Annotated in this window: 24 protein-coding genes and 1 riboswitch; of the genes, 5 read left to right on the top strand and 19 right to left on the bottom strand. The window is 42.6% G+C overall.

Features of this window, described 5'->3' with window-relative positions:
* Window positions 1-17 precede the first annotated feature (17 nt).
* The 7 genes from HWX64_RS20960 to HWX64_RS20930 form a co-directional block, all read right to left on the bottom strand.
* Complete coding sequence (locus HWX64_RS20960; protein ID WP_175991426.1) at window positions 18-1,280, bottom strand: glutamate-5-semialdehyde dehydrogenase; 1,263 nt, start codon at window positions 1,278-1,280, stop codon at window positions 18-20.
* 301 nt (window positions 1,281-1,581) lie between these two features.
* Window positions 1,582-2,697, bottom strand: a complete 1,116-nt coding sequence (gene proB, locus HWX64_RS20955) for a glutamate 5-kinase (protein WP_175991425.1) — start codon at window positions 2,695-2,697, stop codon at window positions 1,582-1,584.
* 131 nt (window positions 2,698-2,828) lie between these two features.
* Window positions 2,829-3,674 carry a pyrroline-5-carboxylate reductase gene (gene proC, locus HWX64_RS20950; protein ID WP_254871231.1) on the bottom strand — a complete coding sequence of 282 codons (846 nt, stop codon included), beginning with the start codon at window positions 3,672-3,674 and terminating at the stop codon, window positions 2,829-2,831.
* A gap of 554 nt (window positions 3,675-4,228) precedes the next feature.
* The gene (locus tag HWX64_RS20945; protein WP_175991423.1) at window positions 4,229-5,182 is read right to left on the bottom strand and encodes an LCP family protein; all 954 of its coding nucleotides are present in this window, start codon (window positions 5,180-5,182) and stop codon (window positions 4,229-4,231) included.
* Between the two features lie 275 nt (window positions 5,183-5,457).
* Window positions 5,458-6,930 carry a heme ABC transporter ATP-binding protein gene (locus HWX64_RS20940; RefSeq protein WP_175991422.1) on the bottom strand — a complete coding sequence of 491 codons (1,473 nt, stop codon included), beginning with the start codon at window positions 6,928-6,930 and terminating at the stop codon, window positions 5,458-5,460.
* A 1-nt stretch (window position 6,931) separates the two neighbouring features.
* The gene (locus HWX64_RS20935; protein WP_175991421.1) at window positions 6,932-7,984 is read right to left on the bottom strand and encodes an iron ABC transporter permease; all 1,053 of its coding nucleotides are present in this window, start codon (window positions 7,982-7,984) and stop codon (window positions 6,932-6,934) included.
* Window positions 7,947-8,888, bottom strand: coding sequence for an ABC transporter substrate-binding protein (locus HWX64_RS20930; RefSeq protein ID WP_175991638.1), 942 nt, complete (start codon window positions 8,886-8,888; stop codon window positions 7,947-7,949). Before HWX64_RS20930 ends, HWX64_RS20935 begins: the two co-directional genes overlap by 38 nt.
* A 242-nt stretch (window positions 8,889-9,130) precedes the next feature.
* A riboswitch (cobalamin riboswitch) is annotated at window positions 9,131-9,328 on the bottom strand.
* Between the two features lie 175 nt (window positions 9,329-9,503).
* Here HWX64_RS20930 and msrA point away from each other — a divergent pair.
* Together msrA and HWX64_RS20920 are read left to right on the top strand one after the other, a co-directional pair.
* On the top strand, window positions 9,504-10,034 hold the full coding sequence (gene msrA, locus HWX64_RS20925; RefSeq protein WP_175991420.1) for a peptide-methionine (S)-S-oxide reductase MsrA: 531 nt from the start codon (window positions 9,504-9,506) through the stop codon (window positions 10,032-10,034).
* 56 nt (window positions 10,035-10,090) lie between these two features.
* A complete protein-coding gene (locus HWX64_RS20920; protein WP_175991419.1) occupies window positions 10,091-10,240 on the top strand; it encodes a hypothetical protein in 150 nt (49 codons plus the stop codon).
* A gap of 87 nt (window positions 10,241-10,327) precedes the next feature.
* On the opposite strand, the gene HWX64_RS20915 is transcribed toward HWX64_RS20920, so the two are convergent.
* From HWX64_RS20915 to HWX64_RS20900, 4 genes are all read right to left on the bottom strand, one after another.
* Window positions 10,328-10,873: a GNAT family N-acetyltransferase gene (locus tag HWX64_RS20915; RefSeq protein ID WP_175991418.1), complete on the bottom strand. Its 546-nt coding sequence runs from the start codon at window positions 10,871-10,873 to the stop codon at window positions 10,328-10,330.
* 119 nt (window positions 10,874-10,992) lie between these two features.
* On the bottom strand, window positions 10,993-11,853 hold the full coding sequence (locus HWX64_RS20910; protein WP_175991417.1) for a S1 RNA-binding domain-containing protein: 861 nt from the start codon (window positions 11,851-11,853) through the stop codon (window positions 10,993-10,995).
* Window positions 11,854-12,178: 325 nt separating this feature from the next.
* Entirely contained in the window at window positions 12,179-13,390 is a 1,212-nt protein-coding gene (locus tag HWX64_RS20905) for an MFS transporter (protein WP_175991637.1), read from the bottom strand.
* 158 nt (window positions 13,391-13,548) lie between these two features.
* A complete protein-coding gene (locus HWX64_RS20900) occupies window positions 13,549-14,076 on the bottom strand; it encodes a YhcN/YlaJ family sporulation lipoprotein (protein ID WP_175991416.1) in 528 nt (175 codons plus the stop codon).
* A 164-nt stretch (window positions 14,077-14,240) separates the two neighbouring features.
* Here HWX64_RS20900 and HWX64_RS20895 point away from each other — a divergent pair, with 164 nt between their 5' ends.
* Complete coding sequence (locus HWX64_RS20895) at window positions 14,241-14,966, top strand: ZIP family metal transporter (RefSeq protein ID WP_175991415.1); 726 nt, start codon at window positions 14,241-14,243, stop codon at window positions 14,964-14,966.
* Window positions 14,967-15,020: 54 nt separating this feature from the next.
* Here HWX64_RS20895 and HWX64_RS20890 read toward each other — a convergent pair whose 3' ends face one another.
* From HWX64_RS20890 to HWX64_RS22005, 3 genes are all read right to left on the bottom strand, one after another.
* Entirely contained in the window at window positions 15,021-15,449 is a 429-nt protein-coding gene (locus tag HWX64_RS20890) for a DUF4395 domain-containing protein (RefSeq protein WP_254871230.1), read from the bottom strand.
* Between the two features lie 121 nt (window positions 15,450-15,570).
* Window positions 15,571-15,924: a ferritin-like domain-containing protein gene (locus HWX64_RS20885; protein WP_254871229.1), complete on the bottom strand. Its 354-nt coding sequence runs from the start codon at window positions 15,922-15,924 to the stop codon at window positions 15,571-15,573.
* Window positions 15,869-16,015: a hypothetical protein gene (locus HWX64_RS22005; protein WP_254871228.1), complete on the bottom strand. Its 147-nt coding sequence runs from the start codon at window positions 16,013-16,015 to the stop codon at window positions 15,869-15,871. Before HWX64_RS22005 ends, HWX64_RS20885 begins: the two co-directional genes overlap by 56 nt.
* A 243-nt stretch (window positions 16,016-16,258) precedes the next feature.
* Between HWX64_RS22005 and HWX64_RS20880 the strand changes: the two genes are divergently transcribed.
* Entirely contained in the window at window positions 16,259-17,860 is a 1,602-nt protein-coding gene (locus tag HWX64_RS20880; RefSeq protein WP_175991414.1) for an ABC-F family ATP-binding cassette domain-containing protein, read from the top strand.
* Window positions 17,861-17,933: 73 nt separating this feature from the next.
* Here the strand turns inward: HWX64_RS20880 and recQ are convergent, their stop codons facing one another.
* The 5 genes from recQ to HWX64_RS20855 all read right to left on the bottom strand — a co-directional run bounded on the left by recQ (window position 17,934) and on the right by HWX64_RS20855 (window position 22,775).
* The gene (gene recQ, locus HWX64_RS20875; RefSeq protein WP_175991413.1) at window positions 17,934-20,069 is read right to left on the bottom strand and encodes a DNA helicase RecQ; all 2,136 of its coding nucleotides are present in this window, start codon (window positions 20,067-20,069) and stop codon (window positions 17,934-17,936) included.
* Between the two features lie 132 nt (window positions 20,070-20,201).
* Complete coding sequence (locus HWX64_RS20870; RefSeq protein WP_175991412.1) at window positions 20,202-21,806, bottom strand: amidohydrolase; 1,605 nt, start codon at window positions 21,804-21,806, stop codon at window positions 20,202-20,204.
* 128 nt (window positions 21,807-21,934) lie between these two features.
* Window positions 21,935-22,096: a hypothetical protein gene (locus tag HWX64_RS20865; protein ID WP_175991411.1), complete on the bottom strand. Its 162-nt coding sequence runs from the start codon at window positions 22,094-22,096 to the stop codon at window positions 21,935-21,937.
* Between the two features lie 109 nt (window positions 22,097-22,205).
* Window positions 22,206-22,421: a cold-inducible protein YdjO-related protein gene (locus HWX64_RS20860; RefSeq protein WP_175991410.1), complete on the bottom strand. Its 216-nt coding sequence runs from the start codon at window positions 22,419-22,421 to the stop codon at window positions 22,206-22,208.
* A gap of 222 nt (window positions 22,422-22,643) precedes the next feature.
* Entirely contained in the window at window positions 22,644-22,775 is a 132-nt protein-coding gene (locus HWX64_RS20855; RefSeq protein ID WP_175991409.1) for a YuzL family protein, read from the bottom strand.
* A 141-nt stretch (window positions 22,776-22,916) separates the two neighbouring features.
* Between HWX64_RS20855 and HWX64_RS20850 the strand changes: the two genes are divergently transcribed.
* Window positions 22,917-24,431 carry a spore germination protein gene (locus tag HWX64_RS20850; RefSeq protein ID WP_254871227.1) on the top strand — a complete coding sequence of 505 codons (1,515 nt, stop codon included), beginning with the start codon at window positions 22,917-22,919 and terminating at the stop codon, window positions 24,429-24,431.
* Window positions 24,432-24,437: the final 6 nt, after the last annotated feature.

Genomic DNA, 24,437 nt, shown 5'->3' with positions numbered 1-24,437 from the left:
CCTTTTTTCATATCAACTTAGCGGATTTGGCCAGTACCATGCATCATGTATTTCACTGTCGTTAATGCAGGAAGTCCCATTGGGCCTCTTGCATGTAATTTCTGAGTTGAAATTCCGATTTCAGCGCCGAATCCTAATGCTCCGCCGTCAGTAAAGCGTGTTGATGCATTATGATAAAGAGCTGCTGCATCGACCAGCATCATGAACTTCTTCGCTGTTTCTTTATTTTCAGTTACAATCGCTTCTGAATGTTTTGTACCATATTGTTCAATATGATCCACTGCCCCATCAAGTGATTCTACCACTTTCACTGCGATATCCAGGCTTAGATATTCATTCGCCCAGTCTTCTTCACCAGCAAGCTTTGCATCTTTAATGGCTTCTATCACTTTTTCATCACCATGAATCGAAACATTAGATTGAGCTAACTTAGATGTAAATGCCTCTTTATGCTCCTTAAACCAGTCTTCATGAATGATGACAGTCTCAGCTGCATTACATACAGCAGGTCGATCCGTTTTGGCATTAATGAGGATATTCAATGCTTTTTCAACATCCGCATCTTTATCGATATAGATATGGCAATTACCTACGCCTGTCTCCAGAACAGGTACCGTTGCATTGTTTACCACTGCATTAATAAGGGCTCCACCGCCGCGTGGTATCAGAACATCGATATATTCTTTCATTGTAAACAGTTCGTTTGTAGCTTCACGATCGGTTGTATTAATGAATTGAACCGCTTCTTTTGGAATATCTGTCTGTTCCAAAGCGTCATGCATGACATCCACAATCGCTTTATTTGAAGTAATCGCATTAGAACCGCCTTTTAGAACAATGGCATTTCCTGATTTTAATGCTAAACCTGTAGCATCCACAGTTACATTTGGACGCGCCTCATATATCATGCCGATAACACCAAGAGGAACTGTCACTTTTTGTACTTGAAGTTTATTTTCCAGTGTCCAGTCTGAAACAATCTTTCCTGTTGGATCTTCTAAGTCAGCCACTTGTCTCAGTCCATTTGCAAAGTCTTCCACACGTTCTTTTGATAGTGAGAGACGATCCATGAATGCTTCTTCAAATCCTTTTTCTCTTCCTTTTTGAAGATCTTTTTCGTTTTCATCCAAGATGGTTTGATAGTTTGCGTCCAGGTGGTCAGCAATTTTATGCAATGCTTTGTTTTTTTGTTGAGTTGTTAATAAGCTTAATGCTTTAGACGCTTTTTTTGCCTTCATGGCTTGTTTTTTTACATCGGTTTTTTCAATTGTTAAAGTCATCAAATGCCTCCTGTTTGGTATAAGGTATATTTTCATTAGTGTCCTAATATCCGTGAGCCACTTTTAAATACCGCTGTTGATTTCCGTGCAAGACTTCGCTTTCCGCGGGTAGCCCGTGAGCCTCCTCGTCGCTACGCTCCTGCGGGGTCTCACATAAGCTACTATTCCCGCAGGAGTCTTCGTCTTTCTCTCCAATCAACAGCTGGAACTAGCTAAATCAAATAACTAGATTAAGCCTATTTAAGCTTCACGTTGTATTTACATAAATAACCATTCAAAAAGTTCGTCAATAATTCCTATCTTAAACACCAACTGGTATCGGCACTTCGATGTGGCAGACGAGGTGGTCGATTTCTACTGCGATTTGGTCGTCTTTGATTTCGGATGGATTTTTGAGTTGGCCTGAACGGAAGTTGACCATTCCGAGTCCGATTTCTTCATTGCCGCTGTCCAGGATTCTAACGACAGCACCTTTGTCGAAGCGGCCTTTTACAGTATAAATATCATTGATCGTCAGGCTTTCTTTCTGTTCAAGAATACGTTCTTTTGCCTCTTTATCTATGGTGATTTCACCTTCAGGTCCGGAGTTGAATGCGATCCACTGTTTCTTGGAATCCAAGTTCACTGCATCTTCTGCTGATTCAAAGTACGTCCCTTTCGCCGTATGCTGCACAGCATCATAAATGATATTTGTGTTACCGGATTTACCAAGGAATGCAGGAATGCCGGATGCCATCGTAATTTTAAATGCATCAATTTTAGAGCGCATGCCGCCGGTTCCTACAGAACTGCCCGGTTCTCCTGCCATATCTTCAATATCATCATTGATTTCCGTAACGCTATCCAACAATTCTGCTTCAGGGTTCTTACGTGGATCAGAATCATACAGCCCATCAATATCTGATAGAATGATCAATTGGTCTGCGTCCACTAAAGCCGCTACTTTGGCTGATAGGGTATCGTTATCCCCAAATTTCAATCGATCGACTGTTACCGTATCGTTCTCATTTACGATCGGGATGATACCTCGTTCAAGCAGTACATTAATCGTGTTGCGAGCATTGTTGTAACGGTCTTCATCCGAAAAGTCACTACGAGTAATCAGAATTTGGGAAGCGACGTAACCATGTGATATAAACAGATCAGAGTATGCTTCAATTAATAATCCTTGACCAATTGCAGCTGCGGCTTGCTTCTCAGGCAGAGAGCTGGGACGTGTTAAGCAGCCCAGTTTACGGTACCCTGCAGCGACAGCTCCTGAAGATACAAGTAATACTTCATGACCGTCATCTTTCAGGCGTACAACTTCATCCACTAAACGTTCCAACTTTCTACGGCTCATCTCTCCATGCAAGCTCGTCAAAGAACTGCTTCCAATCTTGATTACTATACGTTTCTGCTTATTATCTTGGGACATCCAATCACTCCTAGTAAAAAGGTCCGTCCCTCGTCCCATGTTTGTGATGAAGGACGGACTTGTATTTCTTGTGTTTAACTTTCTTCTTTATAAGGTAATTGTTTATATAGAGGTTTTATTTTTCGGGTTCATTAGTTCGTTACTAATTGTCGGGACTGTAATTCAGAGCTTATTTCTTTGGATCTTTTTTCTGCTCCTTTTACAGCTTCTGAGATAGCCTTCCCTCCGCCAAACTCAGCTAAAGCGTCAAGTCCGGCAGCTGTCGTGCCATTAGGGGATGTTACATTTTCTCTTAGTTGTGTTGGTGTTTCTTCACGTTCGAGCATCATTTTAGCTGCACCGAAGATTGTCTGTGCACCGATCTTGCGTGCCAGCTTCGGATCTAATCCCGCTTCTGCACCAGTCTTTTCGATGTGTTCCATTAAATAATAGAAGTAAGCCGGTCCGCTTCCTGCAATCCCAGTGAAAATATCCATTTCACTTTCATCGATTACATATACTTCACCGATGCTTGAAAGCAATTCTTTGGCATTCTTCATATCTTCTTCAGATGTAAACCTGCCCGCACTAATTGCTGTTGCAGACTCTTTAAGCATACTGGACGTATTTGGCATCACGCGGATGACTGATTGACCTCCAGGAAGCTGCTCTTCCATATGCGAAGTGGTAATTCCTGCTAGTACTGACATGATGACAGTATCTCTCTTCACAAGATGATTAATCGAATCTAACGCTTTATCAATATCTTTTGGCTTCATTGCAAGTATCAGTATGTCGATTTCCTCGAAAGGAAGATCATCTTTTAATAGTGTGCGTACTCCATATTTTGCATTGATTTCCTGAAGCTTTTCTTTGTTACTTCGATTAGAAACAATGATTTGATTCTTTGGGATTTTTCCGCTTTGAACCGTTCCGGAAATCATTGCTTCAGCCATATTACCTGCACCAAGAAAAGCGATCGTTTTATTTTTCAACAAAAATATCCACTCCGTTTCATTCATATAATAAGGTTGTTTTTCAGTATTGTTTGTATTTTTAATGTCATGTTTAGTTTTAAATGTTTGTTTTGTCCTGTGCTTTGTTCACAACATTTATAATCGTAACACGCTGGTAAATGATATCAAGGCGATATCCGGAAGTAGTAAGGAATACGCCGAAAAAGAAAGTGGAAGCGTTATCATTCCCTTTTCAGTGATTCAAATGCCTTCTGAGAGCTTCAAATCACTGATAATCCCGTATAATCAGAATTATTGGATTTACTTTTGAAGAATAGGCGCCCTTTTCAGACATTGAGTGGAAGGATTATCGCCGTATGGCGCAGTAATCTTTTAGTTTTGAGTAATAAACTTTGATTTTAGGCCGATTAACTTTGAATTTGGGTAGAAATCTTTCATTTTCGACCATTAATCTTTCGATTTCCGCCGATCATTCCACCACTTGGTAAAAAAAGGAGATTTCTAACCTTTAATTAATCCCACAAAAAAATGCACATCGGACGAAAACGTCCGATGTGCACTCACAAACCATTATATTATTGTTCTGTCACTTCATCCGAGCTTTTTCCGTTTAGGAAATCTTTTAACGCCTGGATGTTTTCTTCAAAGTCCAATTCGATGACGGAACCGACTCCCTCATAATTTCCGAATCCGTATGAGCCTTCGACAGGGATTGTCAGCTTGTCAATTTCATCGCTATTACTTAAGAGAACATCTTTAACAAGCGAAATCTGATCAAGCATGGACATGTTCGTCTGTATATAAGGCTGTATGGAACCCGCTAGTTTAGGCAGCTTGGTGACACCGTCGATGGTAAGGACTTCACCTTTCAGAGCCGTGATGACTTTTTGCTGTCTCTCAACCCGTCCGAAATCACCTTCTGCATCTTGACGGAATCTGGCATAGCCTAATAATTCCTTCCCATTTAATTTCTGTACTCCCGGTTGGAGAGAGACTCCGATATTTTCAGACATCGCTTTTTCGACGTCCATCTCTATACCTTCAGGAGCAAGGATATCAACGGATTGTTCAAATCCTTTAAAATCTACCATCATATAGTATTGAATATCGATATCAAAGTTATGTTTGATCGTTTTTCTTAACAACTCTGGACCGCCTAAGTAAAAAGCGGTATTCAACTTATAATTCTGGTATCCAGGGATTTCTACATAAATGTCCCGCATAAAAGAAACCAGCTTAGTTTCATTCGTCTTTGGGTCTACTTGCGCGAGCATCATGGTATCTGTCCGGGATTTTTCTTCCCCCCTGCTGTCTACGCCCAATAATAATACATTTATCTTCCCGTTCTCGTCTTTAACCCCGTTGAATTTATATTCTTTCATATTCTGTTCGCCATCAGCCATCTGATATCCGTTATAAAATTGAAAGGCTGAATAGCCTAGTAACGATAAAATGATTAATAATAGCACTAAGATAATTTTTCTGCCTCTTTTTTTCTTTCGTTTCTTGCGATCGAGTCTTGAATCCATTTTTCCACCTTCTTTGCAAAATGAAATGGCAGCAAGCTATTGAAAAATTCTACTCTACAATTCCTCCTGACTCAATACTCAGGTTATGGAGGGACATGCATGAATTTCCAGCATGTTATAATTTATAGTACCATAACTAGTACGACTTCGTGAGCATTTTTTAGGTACCTGAAGTTATTACCCCTATATACCGCGGGATTAAACATTCCTCTCCAAAACAAAGAAGCTGAGTCTGTATGATTAACGACTCAGCTTTTAATAGCTTTGCAATGTTCTTAAGATGTGCTACTCATTCTTTTACGATAAGATTCAATGGCTTTCTTCGTTGTTTCATACACACCTTTACCAATCAGCCTGCCCAGGGGGGTGATGCTCCCTGCGAAGGGATAAGCCGTTCCCTGATGGGTCGAAGCGATCAGGATACTGTCAGTAGGGGTGCCGGTAGCGAGGGTGCCGGTTCTGTGATCATACACCTCTTGTTCCTGCATCGCCCTGACTTTTGCTTCAGTGGATGTTACAAGGGCTTCAATGAAAGCTTCATCAGAAAGCTTTCCATTGACAAAAACCCAAGTATTGATCGTGCCAGGCCTCGTCTCCTGAGGAAACAGGTAAGTACCAGTCACATCCACAGCATTTCCTATACCTGCTGTGACGACAACAAAAATCGAATGCTCATCCACGGTGAACAAGCCATATTCCACATCCTCCAAGTTCACTGCCGTCATCATTCCAACAGTGAAAGAGGGATCAAATTCCTTTTCTCCAAGAAAATTCATCAAATCCCCCTGGTAATCGGTGCAATCATAATGAGGGGGGACATATCGGTTCACCACGTTTTTGTACCAGCCAAACCCTGAACCGATCACCCCTGAGGACATGCATTTCATATGGATGGGGGACTGATAAGTGATCATTTCAGGGGAAACAGTCAGAAACTCCTCACACGCTTCCACCATTCCATCATCCACTTTCTCATCAGGGAGCAGAACTATTTGCGGTTTGGCTACATCGGGATGGGCTTGTTTATGTACTTCAGTATCATATACCTCTTGAATATGTGTTTCCTTCAACACTTCTTCCGGATGATCGACTACTCTGGCCAGGCCGTTCTGCATCAAAAGCAGACGGTCACAATAGAGGCTGGCAAGATTTAAATCATGAAAGATGGACACGACTGTCAAGTTACGCTCTTTTGTTTGTTGCTTCAACAGTTCCAGCAAGCTTTTCTGAAAAGAGAGGTCCAGGTGATTGGTCGGTTCGTCCAGCAGGATGACCTTCGGTTCCTGGGCAAGAGCCTGGGCAAGGAATACCCTTTGCTTTTCTCCCCCTGACAGCTCATCCAGCTTGCGTTCATGCAGACTCTCTACTCCTGTTTGAGCCATGGCTGCATGAACGATTTCATTATCATAAGGGGAAATCGTTTTAAATATCCCTTTCTGATGAGGATAGCGGCCAAGCATGACTGTTTCTTTCACACTGTAAGAAAAGGAATGCGATGAGTTTTGCGGCAGCACGGCTATCAGTTTCGCTAACTCCTTTGAGGAGTATTCGCCCAAGGTCTTTTCATTCAGCATTATCGTTCCGGCCGTTAGAGGAAGGACGCCCGAAAGAGCCTTCAAGAGGGTAGTCTTCCCGCTGCCGTTAGGACCCAATATACCAAAGAATTCACCTGTCTCAACTTGAAAATCAATATTTTCCACTATAGCTTTTTCTTCATAGCCAACAGATAAATGATGGACTTTCAGCATGTCATCCCCCTCGTTTCTTAAGCAGTATATAGGCAAAGATCGGCGCACCGATCAATGCGGTGATCACTCCGATTGGTAACTCAGACGGACTGATCACGGTGCGGGATATCAAGTCTGCAATGACCAGGAACGCGCCGCCTGAAATGACCGAGAGCGGGAGCACATGCTGATGGTCATATCCAATCATCCTTCTGATAAAGTGAGGGATCACGAGCCCTACAAAACCGATCGTACCGGAAACGGCAACTGCCGCTCCGGTCAATGTGCTTCCTGCAATCAGAATCATATATTTTCTCTTCTGAACCGAGATGCCTATATGGCGGGCTTGCTCTTCCCCGAAGCTCATGCCGTTCAATTCCTTGGCATTTAACATCAGGAGCAGCGTCCCGGCAACAAAGAAAGGAAAGACAATGAAAATATAATCCCAGCCCCTCATGGATACGCTGCCCAGCAGCCAGCCGATGATCTGCCTCAACTCCTCTCCGGAAAGTGCAATCATAAGGGAAATGACAGAGCCGAGAAATGAGCTGAAAATAATTCCTGTCAGTATGATGGTTTCTACCTTCATCGTGCGGTCTACCTTCCTTGCAAACGTCAATACTAGAAATACAGTCAGCAATGAACCCAGGATACTGATGACCGGCAGCGTGAACAACCCCAGAAACGGCAGGCTGATATTGAAGAATAAAGTCACAACTGCACCCACCGATGCCCCTGAAGACATTCCCAGGGTATATGGATCGGCAAGGGGATTTCTTAATAACCCTTGAAAGGAAGCCCCCGCTACCGCTAAGGAGCTCCCCACTAGTAAAGCTAATAAAACTCGTGGTAAGCGAATGGAAAATACAATGTTTGAATGCATGGGGTCGACGGTCTCCGCTGAGCCGTCCCCAAACATTTCGGCACTGATGATCTTAAGGATATCAATGATGGGAACCTTTACAGTTCCAATCGATATCCCGATCAATAGCGACAGGATAAGAATACTTAATGCCAGCAGATAGATGATCCATATTCTATTCTGTAAATATCTCCGGATAAACAGACTTGGCAATTTCCTCTACTCCTTCTACCAATCTAGGACCGGTACGGGTCACGAGATCAGTGTGCACATCATAAACGTGTTCATTTTTGACTGCGTTGATATCCTGCCAGCCGTCCCGGGTCATGATCTGTTCGTTATCACCGTACGTGGTAATAATGACATCAGGATTCGCTGCGATGACCTCTTCTTGATTGACGGCGATCCACCCTTCCTGATCTTTCAGCGCATTCTCTGCATTGATCAATTCAAGCATCTCATTGATAAAGGTATTGTTTCCTGTTGAGTAAATATCCGGTGCAGGAGCCACTTCCACGTACACCTTCCTCTTCTGCTCAACTTCCTCTGCTTTTGATTTAAGTTCTTGAAGATCTTTTTTCATGCCAGATACCAGCTTTTCCGCTTTCTTTTCCGTATCTGTAAGCTTTCCAATATTCTCTATGATTGTGTATACTTCATCTATTTTCTGTGTATCCTTAACGACGAATACGCTGATTCCCGAGTCGCGCAATTGATTTAATCCTTCTTTCGCGCTCACAGCAGTCGACTCATGCGCAAGTACGAGATCTGGATCGAGGCTGATGATTTTCTCGACATTGAATTCCATACCTCCGATTTTCTCTTTTGCAGCAGCTTCCTCGGGATAGTTATCGAAATCTGTCACTCCCACGACTTCTCCACCAAGACCCAGTTCAAATAGTATTTCCGTATTACTCGGAATTAACGAAATGATTCGTTCGGGCTTTGATTCCAAAGTTATTTCATCACCTAAAGCATCCTTCACATGAATGGATTGGTCAACTGATTTCTCTTCAGTACCTTCCCCGGCCTTTTGGTTGTCAGAATCATTGCCACAAGCAGCTGTGAATAATACTGACAGCATTAAAATAATAATCAGACTACTAATCTTTTTCATTTTTTTTCCTTCTTTCCTCGTGATATTAACCGCTTTTATCAAGATCGCTGCATTCTTTTCCTTATCCGGCAGGTAGTGGATTCGAACGGGCATCGATCAAAATCCCCTTTTGACTTTCGAAAAAGTGCAAAAAAGAGACAAATAAAAAAACATCCCCGAAAAGGCGATGCTGTGTAATATGCATTTAGGACCATCATGTAAAAAAACATGCATGCATGTTACACTTTCCCATCCGCGTAGTACCAGTGTCAAAGATGTCAGGCAGGTCTCCTGGCTCATGGTCATTGCTTGCTGCCCCTTCCCGTACCTATGTACAGTGGCTTATTGCAGCTTGCTCCCATTTACAGTGGCGGGACCGCGTTGGAGTTGCACCAACTTCCCTTTTAAGAAGCGCAGGAATATGAAAACATACTCCGCTTCACCCGATCATTCAACTATGTAATTTTCCGTTCACATGAATTATACAGGAGCGTCTGCGTTCAGGTAAATACATTTTTATATAATCTAGACATTTTTTTGATTGTCAAACCGTCAATGAAAATGATAAAATTTGTTCATTCTGATATACCTTTACCACATTACAGCAGCAAAAAAGCTGCAGGAGGTTTCATAGAAATGAAAAAAGAATTTGAACTCGCTACCTTTGCCGGAGGATGTTTCTGGTGCATGGTAAAACCTTTTGACGAATTACCCGGCATCGTTGATGTCGTTTCCGGATATTCAGGAGGACACGTTGATCATCCTACTTATAAAGAAGTAAAAGAAGGACAGAGCGGGCATTATGAAGTGGTACAGATTACATTTGACCCTTCCATCTTCCCATATGAAAGCCTCTTGGACCTTTATTGGCCGCAAATCGACCCGACAGATGATGGCGGGCAATTCCATGACCGCGGCGATCAGTATCGAACGGCCATCTTCTATCACAATGAGAAACAAAAAAAAGCTGCAGAAGATTCCAAACAAAGAATTGCAGAAAGTGGACGATTCAATAAACCGATCGTTACAAAGATCCTGCCGGCGGCAGCCTTTTATCCTGCTGAGGATTATCATCAAAAGTTTTATAAAAAAAGTCCAGATGAATATAAAGCTGATCGCAAAGTTTCCGGCAGGGATGAATTCATCCGCAATCACTGGGAGCAATAAAAGTGCATGACAACCGCCCCTTTCTCACAAACTAAGTGCCAGAAAGGGGGTTTTTTATGATGAATAAAAAAAATCCAGACAAGGAACAAGTGAAAGGTTTCGAGGGTCCGGGCAGGGCTGTGAATTTTTTCGACCCCTATCCTGATGAAGACAAAGTGAATTACAAAAATGCAGAACAAGGTGAAGATGGAAAAGAAAGAGAATAAAGATGTCGAACACAAGACGAATAGTATGATAACTTTTGTATAAGTTAAGAAGAAGGAACCGGGGAAATCCTCCACCATGAAAAGCCATCAATCGCTAGATTTTCTCGGTTTTGCTATCATTTTTTCATACTTATTGTGCACTCCATGAACATGGACGGTCTCCCTCAGTGTATATCTGGTCTGATAGTAATGATTCAACCCGTCATTGCTATGCAGACAATCGAATCTTAGCTTTTCATAACCATTCTGTTGACAGAAGGACTCCGCCCAGTTTAAACATTCTGCCCCCAACCCTTCTCCTTTCCACTTCCTCTTCACGACTAAACGATGCAAATATAAGCACCTTTCTTCACTTGCTTCATCCCCCCATATATCACAATCCCATTCATTCGGTGAGGGTTCCAGTGTCAATGAACCTGCCGCTTCATTCTTCCAAAAGAGTAAATATGTATGACCTCTCCTGATTGAATCAATAATTTCCACAAGATTTCCATCCATGTCTGTGAGGTAATAATCCCATTGTGTAAGCCCTTTCGTTTTCAGCCACAAAGAAGCATCTTTTAATAAATCCAGTATGATGTCGAGCTCTTCGATTCCAGCTTTCTTTATCGTATACTCAGCCGTAGCTTCCATAATATCCCTCCTTTCTCGCCATCATTTTAACATATCTCCTTTAAGGGAGGACAGGCTTTATAAGTAAAAACACAGAAAAAAAGGAGGCGGGGTATCCGCTCTCCTTCAATACATACTCATTATTTTTTCAAGTACGTCCAGCCCTCTTCCTGGTATACTTTGTTTTCTTTCATCAGTTTCCCGATTGCGCGTTTAAAGGAAGCCTTGCTCATGTTGAAGCGTTCCTTAATTTCATCCGGCTGGCTCTTGTCCCAGAACGGGATCGCACCATTCCGCTGATGCAGGTAAGAAAGAATCACATCGGCATCATCATGCATCTTATCTTGTTTTAATGGAAGGAAAGAGACATTAAGATTTCCGTCATCCTTTACATCGATGACTCTTCCTTCAACAAGCTCGCCAAGTCTTGGTTCTTGTTTACGCTCATTCTCATGTACGAAGCAGCGGTAACCCTGTTCGGATAAAAAGAACGTGCCCACTTTCAATAGACGGTAAACCCTGCCTTGGACCTTTGCATTAAGCATTTCTTTTGATGCTCTTCTAGACACTTGCTCGATGATATTTTCCGTTGCAAGCTTTCCATACAGACGATCCTGCTTGTCCCGATTTAATGACATGAACAATTGGTCGCCGGGTTCCGGCCATAAGGAAAGGAACTTCGGCAGGTCGTCTGCAGAGACCAAAATGTCTTTAGGAAGTCCGATATTGACAAACACTCCTAAATCTTCTCGTTTATCCACTACCTCAGCCCATCCATAAGACCCTACTTGCACCTTCGGAATACGCATGGTCGCCGTCAGCCTGACATCCTTATCGTGATAAAGAAATACTTTGACAGTATCCCCCTCTTGTATTTCATCTGTTATTTCTGAATGATGCAGCAGTACGCGATCCTCATAATCATTTGTCAAGAAGAAGCCGTATGGGACTTCATGATCGACATATAATTCTTCTACCGTGCCCGGTGTCAATGAAGACATAATCTAATTCCTCCCATTGAAATGGTAATAGCTCTCATCCGCTCATTACACATCATGTATATTGAATTAATATATCTTTTTTTCTTCTATATGTATAGTGCCTATTTTCTGCAGAAAATAGTAAATGTATTTTGAAAATATACATTTGTGTTCCAAAATATACTGATTACAACGTATTAAAAATCTTCACGTTTATGTCCTTCACATACTCAGTATAAAAGAACTTAATTAATGAAGGGTTACATCCCTACTCAACCTATTATAACAGTGCATAGTAAATCATGCAGGTGCCCTGCTGATTAAAGCCAGGGTTCCCTGCATGAATTTAAGAATGATTATACTTCCTCACTGCTTCGTCAGCCGGAAGTAAGAATGTGAGCATTCCCAGTAATGGAAGGAAACTGCATAGAATCATGACAAATCGAATGGAATAAAGATCTGCCAGTCCTCCGAAAAGAACAGCGCCCACGGCGCCCATGCCAAATGCAAGCCCTACGGTCAGACCTGATACCATGCCGATCTTTCTAGGCAATAATTCCTGAGCATATACGACAATGACGCTGAAGCTCGATGAAATGATGAAACCGATGCAGAAAATAACCGGGAACACTAGTGATAAAGATAAATACGGAAGTGCCAATGTCAATGGGGCAGCGCCCAGCATTGAGAAGAAAATGATATTCCTTTTACCGAATTTGTCTGCCAACGGTCCGCCTAAGAAAGTACCCAGCACACCCGCAAACATGAATGCAAAAATATACGCCTGTGCTTTCTTGATGGATAACCCGTAATCTTCTATTAAATAAAATTGATAATAATTCGATAAACCGGCCCCATACCAAGAGCGGGCGAATACCAAAAAAACAACTAAAACCATAGCCCATTTAATCTTTTGATGGATAGGGGATGACGTCATATCTCCTTTTTTCCGGACATCATTCACTTCTTTTGATTCAATCTGCCTTGAATACCAGTTGGATACTCTAAGTAATATTACTACACCAAAGATGGCAGCCAGGGTAAACCAGAGGGCCCCCTTTTGACCGAATGGAACGAAGATGAATGCTGTAATCAAAGGAGCGAGTGACTGTCCTGTGTTTCCTCCGACCTGATAGATCGACTGAGCGAGGCCCCTTCTCTGTCCTGCTGCCATATAAGCGACCCTTGAACCTTCAGGGTGAAAAATGGCTGACCCAAACCCGATAAATAACACAGAAAGAATGATCCATAAAAAGTGCCCCGATAATGCAAACCCTATGAGGCCAATCAAACTCGAAAGCATCCCAAAAGGCAGTAAGTAGGGCCGGGATTTCATGTCTGCATAATAACCAAAAACAGGCTGCAATAAGGATGACGTCATGTTCAAAGCAAACGCAATCCACCCTATCTGTGTGTAACTTAATTGGAGAGATCTCTCGATAATCGGAAACATGGCAGGAACCACTGACTGTAATGTGTCATTTATAAAATGTCCTGAACTGATGGCAAATAGGATGCCGTAAATTGTAGTACTTTTTTGTTTATGTACTTGTTTCATGGCTGCCTGAGCCAAATGATCTCCCCCTTATTTATTTCGGTATGCTAAATAGTATAATGAATTTCATTCATGTTTTGTACACTTTCTCTAATAATAACCATTAATTAACATGATAAAAAGCCGCCGGGTATTGTCCCGACGGCTTTTTATCATGTTCATTAGTTTCGATCTGGGAATACCCGCTGAAGGACATCCACTAATTCCTCGCCGAACCCTTCAATCGGTTCGCCGTTTTCAGCCCTGTCTGCATACCCTCTAATCCGATCAAAAAAATCAGGGTTGGTGGAAACGTAAACATTTTCAATACCTGCATCTACATTTCTGATCTGTTTCGCCACTTTATCTTCAAGTTGTTGACTTACTCCATTTTCGCCATTTTCCAATACTGCTGCAACATAAGCATTTCTTTCAGTAGTCAGAACGTAAGCTCTTTTAACTTCTTTTAAATCTGCCACATTATTTGCAGCTTCTTTAGATAGGGAATAATTTTCTCTCACCGAATCACGTGTTCCGGCATCGTTTACGTTCATGTAATCCCCCGTCCGATCCCGGTCATATCCCACTCTTTCAAGGGCATCATTATCATTCATGCCTTGCTCATTCATATTATCATTGTTCATTCCGCATCCGGCTGCCGCCCCTGATACCATTACACCAAGTAAAGTAACGATAAGATATTTTTTCATGTTGCTTCCTCCTTTTGATTAAATCGTCGATTTTACTATCTCCAATAATGGGGATAACTATTCAAAATACATTTCTTAGGAAGAAGACAAGATCATCTGAGGAATTATTCGTTGTATGTAAAGTTGAGTAATTTCCATACTACTAACATAAAGGAGGCAGTGAAATGTTTCAGGCAGCGCTTTGGGGAGGAGCAGCGAGTTTATCGTTATTTTTAGGAGCCTTAATCGGCATTTTCTTTAAGATACCAAAAAGAATCACTGCCTTTATCATGGCTTTTGGAACAGGGCTTATCATTGGCTCTGCTACCTTTGATTTACTTAGCGAAGCCGCGGGCAACGCTAATATCATTCATATCACCGCGATGTTTTTATTAGGCGCAGCCATTTTTACAGCTTTTGAATTATGGATATCAAAAAAAGGGGGAAGTCAACGGAAACGCTCAAAGAAGAATCCCCATGATCATTCTGGTTTAGCCATTTACATAGGCACGCTTATGGATGCCATACCTGAATCCATTATCATCGGGGTGAGTTTCCTTGGAAGTCAATCCATCCAATGGGTATTTATTGCCGCAATTTTCATCAGTAATTTTCCTGAAGCATTATCAAGCAGCATCGGGTTAAAGCTTGATCGATACAGCACCAAAAAAATTTTGATCCTCTGGGGCAGCGTTGTAGTGGTGTCTTCCCTAAGTTCCCTTTTAGGTTACACCTTTTTACAAGATGCTCCCGAGAGTACGGAGTATATCATCGGAGCCTTTGGTGCAGGAGGATTATTAGCGATGGTTTCTTCTACCATGCTTCCAGAAGCGTTTGAAGATGGAGGTCCGCTGGTAGGCTTCCTTTCTGCAGCAGGGATTATTCTTTCATATATCTTTACAAATTTATAATGAAGAAAAGAAGGACGCATCCTCGAATAGGTTGAGGTGCGTCCAACATTTTGATCATTCTTTAATGATCTTCCGTTTGTATTGCTGCCGCTGCCATTGATAACGTATGAAACATCCGATGCAGAAGCCTGCCAGAGCGATTGAGGCGGCTAGTAATACCATCCCGGAGAACAGATAAAACCCGATTCTCCAATGAAGCAGTTCGCAGAGCAGTGCAGTTCCAAGACACCCGGCTGCAATAACTGCATTGAATCTCTGCTGTCCTGCATCTTCAGGACGGTAAGAATTAACCTCATTTTTCAAGAACAATCTTCCTATTTTCATGACAGGGTTAAATTTAAAAAGCGCACCTGAGAGAACGGCGAAAAATGGAATCCATAACAGCCATGGAAGCTGCAGTACCCAGGATAGTATGACAAAGCTTACAATAAACCATTGATTTAAGTCTACTAATGGTTTCGGTATCGAATTTTGTGCATTCACATTAATTCATACCTTTCTGATTGGAATTTATGTAATTATAGTATACTCCAATGTATGATTCTAATCAAAATAAAAAACCGAAAATCACTGTCCAATTTTTTAAGTGATTTTCGGTTTCTTTTTATACATTTCTGAGTATCTGGGCATGACGCTGTTCATCATAAGCGGCTCTGGTAAATCTTCTTTTTGCACGAGGCTCAGTGAGTCGGTTTGCAATCGAAAGATAAAACGGAACCGTTTCTGATTCATCTTTGATGCTTTCTCTTATGCCCTGTCTATAATTCGTTGGAAGGTCTCTTGGTTTGACCAGGTCGATGCGCGGATATCTGCCAGTCAATTCAAGATATACTTGTGAAAAGGCATTAAAGTGACGGATTTCATCCTGCCTTATTCCCAGAATGGCCTGACGCGCATTATTATCAGGGGCCAGTTTCAGCCAATTGTGTATAATAGGATATTGCCTTGAATTCATCATTTATCGCTTTTTGAATATCCCTTCGTAATGTCTGATCGATTTGTCTCGTAAACTTATTCATCTCTTCATATGGATGGTATTGATGATACATGTTCATTCCTCCTCTTTCCAGCACATTACAAACTATGACACGAGCCTATCCATTGTGACTAAGTGTGAACATCAAGAGGGTGTACAATGGAGAGATTAACATCTCATGTTGTTCACTGGTATAAAAGTGGAACAACATAACAAGATGAATGAATTCATTGCTACTTGGATTCTCCTAAACGCTATCTTTTTTCCCCTTTCACATGTTATAATCTTTTAGATTGAGTAATGGGAGGTAGTATGAATGATTCAAGTATCAGATGTAAGCTTACGTTTCGGTGACCGCAAGTTATTCGAAGACGTGAATATAAAATTTACTCCTGGGAACTGTTACGGACTGATCGGTGCGAACGGTGCAGGTAAATCTACATTTCTTAAAATTCTATCGGGTGATATCGAAGCTCAAACCGGTAATGTCTCCATGTCACCGGGTGAGCGCCTTGCGGTATTGAAGCAGGATCACTTTGAGTATGAAGAATATGAAGTATTGAAAGTTGTCATCATGGGACACACCCGTTTATACGAAGTTATGCAGGAAAAAGACGCTATTTACATGAAAGAAGATTTCTCTGATGAAGACGGCATGAGAGCCGCTGAATTGGAAGGCGAATTCGCTGAACTGAATGGATGGGAAGCAGAATCAGAAGCCGCCATCCTATTGAAAGGCCTAGGAATCGGGGAAAATCTTCATGCAAAGCAGATGTCCGAGCTTACAGGTGGAGATAAAGTAAAAGTTCTTCTTGCCCAGGCATTATTCGGAAAACCCGATGTCCTGCTTCTTGATGAGCCTACCAACCACTTGGATATCCAGGCGATTCAATGGCTGGAAGAATTTCTGATAAACTTTGAAAATACGGTCATCGTTGTATCCCATGACCGTCATTTCTTGAATAAGGTATGTACGCACATTGCCGATCTTGATTTTGGAAAGCTCCAGATTTATGTCGGTAACTATGATTTCTGGTATGAGTCCAGCCAGCTGGCACTAAAAATGGCTCAGGATCAGAATAAGAAGAAGGAAGAAAAAATCAAGGAGCTTCAAGCTTTCGTAGCGAGGTTCTCTGCCAATGCTTCCAAATCGAAGCAAGCAACTTCCCGTAAAAAGCTATTGGATAAAATTTCTTTAGATGATATCAAACCGAGCTCCCGCCGCTACCCTTACGTTCAGTTCAAGCCAGAAAGGGAAATCGGGAACGACGTCCTGAGAGTTGAAGGACTGACCAAAACAATCGACGGGGTGAAGGTTTTAGACAACGTCAGCTTTATCATGAACAAGGAAGATAAAATCGCCCTTGTCGGAGCAGATGAAATTGCCAAAACGACTTTGTTCAAAATCCTCGCCGGAGAGATGGAGCCTGACAGTGGTTCTTATAAATGGGGTGTCACGACATCTCAAGCTTATTTCCCTAAAGACAACTCGGAGTACTTTGAAGGGTCGGAACCTTCACTAGTTGAGTGGCTGCGCCAATATTCTCCGGAAGATGAAAGTGAAACATTCCTTCGCGGATTCTTGGGACGCATGTTATTCTCCGGAGAAGAAGTTCTGAAAAAGCCTAGTGTACTTTCAGGTGGAGAAAAAGTCCGCTGCATGCTATCCAAGATGATGCTGAGCGGCTCAAATGTCCTGCTGCTGGATGAGCCTACCAACCACTTGGATCTTGAGTCCATCACGGCATTGAATAATGGATTGATCGCGTTTAAGGGAGCCATGATCTTTGCTTCCCATGACCATCAGTTCATTCAGACGATTGCAAACCGCATCATTGAAATCAAGGATGGCGGAATCATCGATAAGCAGACGACTTATGATGAATTCCTTGAGCTGAAAGCATCTCAAAAAGCATAAATGACATTTGCCGCATATATTTTATGCCGGAATGCAAAAAACCAATCAGGGACCGCGTCCCTGATTGGTTTTTTTAATGCATTCTCTTTTTAGCCAGATATCCTTTGATCTGGAAATACGATATTTCTTCAGGTAGTTCCTCTTTTATCGGCTTCAGAGGCTTTTCCCCTGTTTTGTTGACTGCTGATTCGATCAGTGATTCTTCTTCATCGGTAAAGAAGCGGCTCCAGTCATCCAGAAGGCCTTCTTCGTAGGAACGGATGATATGGTTTTCGATCGTTGCCGTGCTCATTCCCCGAGCTGAAGCAATTTCTTTAATATCTTTATTTTCGCTGAACATTTTGAACGTGACCAAATGAGATGGCTCGTCCGATTGTCCCCTCCCCCTTGGTGATGGGGATTCAGCCGGTTCTTCTTCAATCTTACGGGTATAGCCTTGATTGTCATTTAAGAAGGATTTGATTTCTTTCATGAATAATTCACCGTAGCGTTCGAGTTTACTTTCCCCGACTCCGCTGACATTGAGGAACTCAGCTTCATCAGAAGGCTGCTTCAGGCACATATCATGCAGCGTTTTGTCTGAAAAGATGACAAACGGAGGAACCCCTTCTTCTTTTGCGATGGTCTTCCTCAAATCCCTCAAGACCTGGAACAGTTCATCTTCATTTGATAAGGCTGGAGCAGGAGTGACCTGTTTCTTGCGTGTAACCTGCTTTTCCCCTATTAAGACTTCCCGTCCTTTACTTGAGACTTTAAGTACCGGATAGCTTCCCCCCTCTACTTCGATGATGCCTTCTGAAATCAAGTAGTCGATGAAGAGGCCGACTTCCTTCTGCGACTCCCCTTTCAACAACCCGTAGGTCGACAGCTTATCGAATCTGAAATCGAGAATCTTCTTCCCTTTCGATCCGGTCAGCACGCCGCTGATCATGGAGGTGCCGAAACGTTCGTTCATCCGGATCATGCATGAAAGCACCATCTGGGCTTTGACCGTGACATCCTCCGACTCCCTGTCATCAAGACAGTTGCTGCAGTGACCGCATTCACCCTCAGACTCTTCCCCGAAATAAGAAAGGATATAATTCTGAAGGCAGGTTTCAGTATGCACAAAATCCACCATGTCCCTCAGTTTCTGCAATTCATTATGATGAAGTTCCGGACTCATCACGTTCTGATCGATGATGTACCGCTGGGTCTGGATGTCCTGCGGGGAAAAGAGCAGGATGCATTCGCTTTCCACTCCGTCCCTCCCGGCACGGCCGGCTTCCTGGTAGTACGCTTCCATATTTTTCGGGATTTGATAATGAACGACGTATCTTACATTTGATTTGTTGATCCCCATCCCGAATGCATTTGTGGCCACCATTACCATGATGGAGTCATTTAAAAACGACTCCTGCTGTTCGAGCCTGAGGGAATCGGACAGTCCGCCGTGATATTTCCCTGCAGACACTCCCTTTTTCACCAAGTGATCATGCACATTTTCAACTTCCTTGCGGGTTGCGCAATAGATGATCCCTGACTGCTGGCTGTTCCTCCCGATATATTGACCAATCCAGCGCTTCCTGTCCTCACCTTTTAACACATTAAAGAAAAGATTGTTTCGTTGAAAACCCGTCAATACTTTGTTTTCTGAGGGGATATGAAGATGGTTGAGGATATCACGTTGAACTTGAGGGGTTGCCGTGGCGGTCAAAGCCAGAATGACAGGTTGTGAAGATAGTTGATTCACTGCATCATAGATTCCCATATAGCTCGGCCTGAAATCATGTCCCCATTGAGATAAGCAATGAGCTTCATCCACAGCGACCAGCGGTATAACCAATGAATTGAGGTAGCGGATGAATTGCGGGGACTCCAGCCGTTCAGGTGCTATATACAGCAGTTTATATTCTCCGTAAGAAAGTTCTTCCATCCGCTCTTCCACTTCGGCTGCACTGAGTGTGCTGTTTATGTATGTGGCAGGGATGCCTTGGAATGTCAGCGAATCAACCTGATCTTTCATTAATGAAATCAAAGGAGAGATGACAAGGGTGACTCCCTCAAGCAGCAATGCGGGAACTTGATAACAAATTGATTTCCCTCCGCCGGTTGGCATGATACCGGCTGTATTCTTTCCGGATAAGACGTTGGATATGATTTCATCCTGTCCTTTTCTGAATTCTGAATACCCAAAGTATTGTTTGAGTATGTCATGAGCTTCTTTCAATCTCTTTCAGCCTCCTTTCCATTTTTCTTTCTTTATTGTAATCTACATTTTTCCTTGTGCCAACTCATACACAAAAACAAAACGATCCAGAGAAAACATTGGCTCTCCGGATCGTCGTCTAAACCATTATATTCATTTATTACTGTAAACTTTTTCACCTTCAGCCCATGTCTCCACCACTTGAATATGATGAAGCTGGTTTTCAGCGACTTCCAGAGGATGCCGATCGAGGAGCAGGAAATCTGCCCTTTCTCCAATAGTCAGCCTGCCTTGATTATGCTCCTCGTTCAATTCGATGAGTGTCGGGGTCGAGGTATAGCCAATAAAAGCTTCATCTACGGCAAGCTTTTCCTGGGGCTGCCAGCCGCCTCCCGGGTTTCCTTTATAGTCGGTCCGATTCACTGCAGCAAAGATCCCTTCAAAAGGATTAAGCGAACCAATGGGCAAATCAGAACTGAGTGTAATCGGAACATTGTGATTGAGCATACTCTTGAATGCATCACAGTACGGTGCCAGCTCCTCTCCTGTCCACTTTTCTTTCTTATCCCACTCACTGAGGAGGAAAGATGGCTGGGTCTCAATGACAGCGTGAAGCTTCTTCAATCGGTAAAGAAGATCTTGTCCCAGAGTTTGGGCATGGATGATCCTGTGCCGCAGGGTTTCTGTATTCGCCTCAGGCTGCTCAAACGCTGTTATCGCCTGTTCCACTGCCCTGTCCCCGATGGCGTGCACCGCCACCTGCATCCTGTTCTGGCCGGCAAGCTTTACAATATCATTCAGTTCCTCTTGTGAATAGACAAGATTTCCTGCCGTATCCTTTTTATCTTTATACGGGATTCTCATCGCAGAAGTATGTAACCTTTGAGTCCCGTCAAGGAAAACCTTCACCGCTCCCACCTTCACTTTTTCCGTTCCTTCACCGGTACGGAATGGATGCGACTGCAGATAGTCCTCCAGATGTTTCTTTTTGAAGATATAGTGATGCAGATAAGCCTTGATCGGAAGCTTTCCTACTTTCTCTAATGCAGTGTAGGCGCTCCATAGGCGGTCAAATGATCCGATGAAGTTCAAATCCTCAGAGTGGATGGTGGTGATCCCGTGTTTGAGGAGATGGGGGATGCCGTATTTCAGGGCATCTATTGCATCTTCAGTGTCCCTGCTGCGAAAATGATGTTTGATAAAGTGAACAGCCGTATCCTTGAAGCGCCCTGTCCAATTTCCTTCACCATCCGTCTCCTTAAAAGCGTCCGGGATGTCAGAGAATTCTTCTTCCTGTTTCAGGAGATCCATCACTTTATGATTAACAACACATTCATGCCCGTCCTGATGCAGGAAGAACATATATGTATGAAGGTGCAGCTCATCCAGGTCCTTTGCCTGGATAAGAGAATCACGGTCAGTGAATGAACTGTCGTCCAGCCCTCTCCCTACAACCCAGTCACCCTTTTCCATTTGAGGATAATGTACGCGCACTTCTTCCTTCATATGTTCCCAGCTCGTTACATGCCTCAGGTCCAATTCCCTTTTCATCAAGCCGTAGCGCAGGAAATGCATATGGGAATCATGGAATGCAGGGGTCATGACCCTCTCCTTGCCATCCACGACATGTGCGCCGTGTTCCTCCGTTTTCCCTTTGCGGATTTCTCTTATTTTTCCCTCTTCAATGATCACATGATGGACCCCGCCTTCTTGTTTGAAATCCTGTCCATCATATAATCTTACGTTATCAATGATCAATTCCAACATTCCCCCTTTTGTCTTATATATTTTTTCTACCAATTTTGGGGTATCGGTAAACATATCAGAAACAGCCAGGCACCATAAAAAACTGCAGAGGGGCTAAACTCCTCTGCAGTACTGAAAAATCAAAACCATCTGAAAGTGGTTTCTTCTGTATTCTGTTCTTCAGCTTGGGGTTTAGCTTCAGCTTCTGGCCTTTCAAGCTTCCAAAAGCTGTCCCAAATCGAATTTTCATTTTTCTCTGGCATGATCGGTACTTCTTTTTCCTTTTTGTTTTTACCGGACATGGTGCTCCCTCCTTTTACGCATGTTACACTACATACTATTCAGGAACAAAAAAAGCGTTTTAAAATAATAAAAAAAAAGAATCAATCAGGAGATTGATTCTTAGACGGATCAGGACGATTTCATTGTTGGATGGGGATTATCCACTACTTGCAGAACTTTCGTTGATTTTTCCATGTCAGCGTTGCAAAGCGGGCATTTAGGAGTTTCTTCGCTCTTGAAGTTATCCCTCATCCACCCTTTGCAATCAACAGAAGAACAAGCCCAAATTTCTGTTTCCTCGGTTTTAATTTCTTCTTCTACTTGATTTCGACGACCAAAAGCCATTGAATGTCCTCCTTTTAGGTAAGCAGGATTTCCATGCCAGGCACGAAAAAACTGATTGTGGTGATAGTGCACAGTAAATTTAAAAGTGGTTATATAATGAAAGCTGGGTGTAATGTAGGTAAATTTTCTGCGATTAATACCATTATACCATACTTGCTCGCATAATTATATACACAGTCGCCCTGACAGTCAGAACCCGTCAGACTGATGGAATGCGTACGATTATTTTTTCTTCTTCGACCTTGAAGAATCTGCTTTCGTCCCTCCGGATAACTCTTGATTGGTCGTTCCTTGCCCTTCTACCTGGGAAGAGCCCAGCATTGCCTTAGATGGATCTTCTTTTTTTCTACTCATCTATCATCACCTCCATTTTTATCGTTACCATCCCCTTCAGGATTTATGTACGCCCTCTCTATTCCTAATCCTTCGTGAAAATGATTAATAAAACAAAACGTGGGAAATCTAAAAATAAATTCAGGCATAGGGTGATGAGAAGTGTTCAGACGCAATAAAGCAGCTGCTAACCTGGAAAAGAACGCTGCTCATAGCTTCGATGTAGGAAAATTCAAACAAGAAATAAAATCGTATGTGAGCAGCAGTGATGATTTGATTTTTAGGATTCTGCAGCCGAATGAGCAGAAAATCATCCTCGTTTATTTTGAAGATTTAGTCAATGTAAATTCATTAAACACGTCTATCATACGTCCGCTTGAAGAATACAAGGATGAACTGGACGCTGAAACAATCGCAAATAAGATAAATATAGCGAACATTACACGGACAAATCAAATTAGCGAGGTAGTTGAACAGTTGGCAAATGGTTCAGCTTATATGTTCAGAGAAAACGATTCTTATGGGGTCATCGCAGATGTACAGGATAAAGCGACTCGCGGATTAGAAAAGGCTGAAACTGAATCACTTGTCTTCGGCCCCAAAATAGCTTTTACGGAATCGATTTCTAAAAATTTGAACCTCATACGCTCAAATATCAACGATCCCAAGCTTTGTGTAGAGACGCTAATGATTGGTACACGTGCCAAAAAGAAAGTTCAGATGGTCTATATAAGAGATATAGCAGATGAGGAAAACGTCAATACATTCAGACAAAGGATCAAGGATCTTGAGGTGGATAGCATCATTGATTCGACGGTGCTGTCACAGATGATAGAAGACAACTCCCTGACTGTCTTTCCTCAATTCATCACTACTGAACTTCCCGACCGGCTCACGATTTCACTGCTGCACGGAAAAATCGGTCTGCTCGTGGACAGAAGTCCTACTGTGATCATCGGTCCATCTACTTTTATGAATTTCTTTGAATCAACTGAAGATATCTATATGAGATGGAATATGGGGACTTTCCTCCGGATCATACGATTCATTGCCATATTCTTTTCAGTTTTATTAACGCCGGCGTACGTAGCCGTGCTCACTTTTCATTATGAGGTCATCCCTTCCGCGCTATTGGTTTCTTTAGGCCAATCACGATCCAATGTCCCGTTTCCTCCAGTATTCGAAGCGTTACTTTTGGAATTTGTCATAGAGCTCTTAAGGGAAGCAGGAGCCAGGCTTCCTACTAAAGTCGGTCAGACGATGGGTATCGTTGGAGGTATTGTTATCGGACAGGCTGCTGTAGACGCAGGATTCACCAGTAATATCCTGATCATCATCATTGCCATAAGCGCCCTGGGATCCTTTACCGCACCGAGTTATGCCATTGGTACAGCGGTGCGCATGATCCGCTTTCCTATCATTTTGATGGCGGGTTTGTACGGCGGGGGGGGCATCATGTTTTGTTTTTGTTTCATTCTGATTCACTTATTGAAAGTGACGACATTGGGACGGCCATATTTGTCACCCGTTTACCCACTCAGATTTTCAGACTTGAAGTATAGTCTTTTCCGTCTCCCTTATCAATTTTTATTACAGCGCCCGATAACGAATCATCCAGTAGATACGAATCGAATTCCCGCTAAAAAAAGAAAGCAGAAAAAAGATGTGGACGAATGATTTTCA

Source organism: Bacillus sp. Marseille-Q1617 (assembly GCF_903645295.1).
Taxonomy (GTDB): domain Bacteria; phylum Bacillota; class Bacilli; order Bacillales; family Bacillaceae_B; genus Rossellomorea.
The sequence above is the reverse complement of the archived record's forward strand: the minus strand, read 5'-3'. Positions and strand labels throughout refer to the sequence as shown.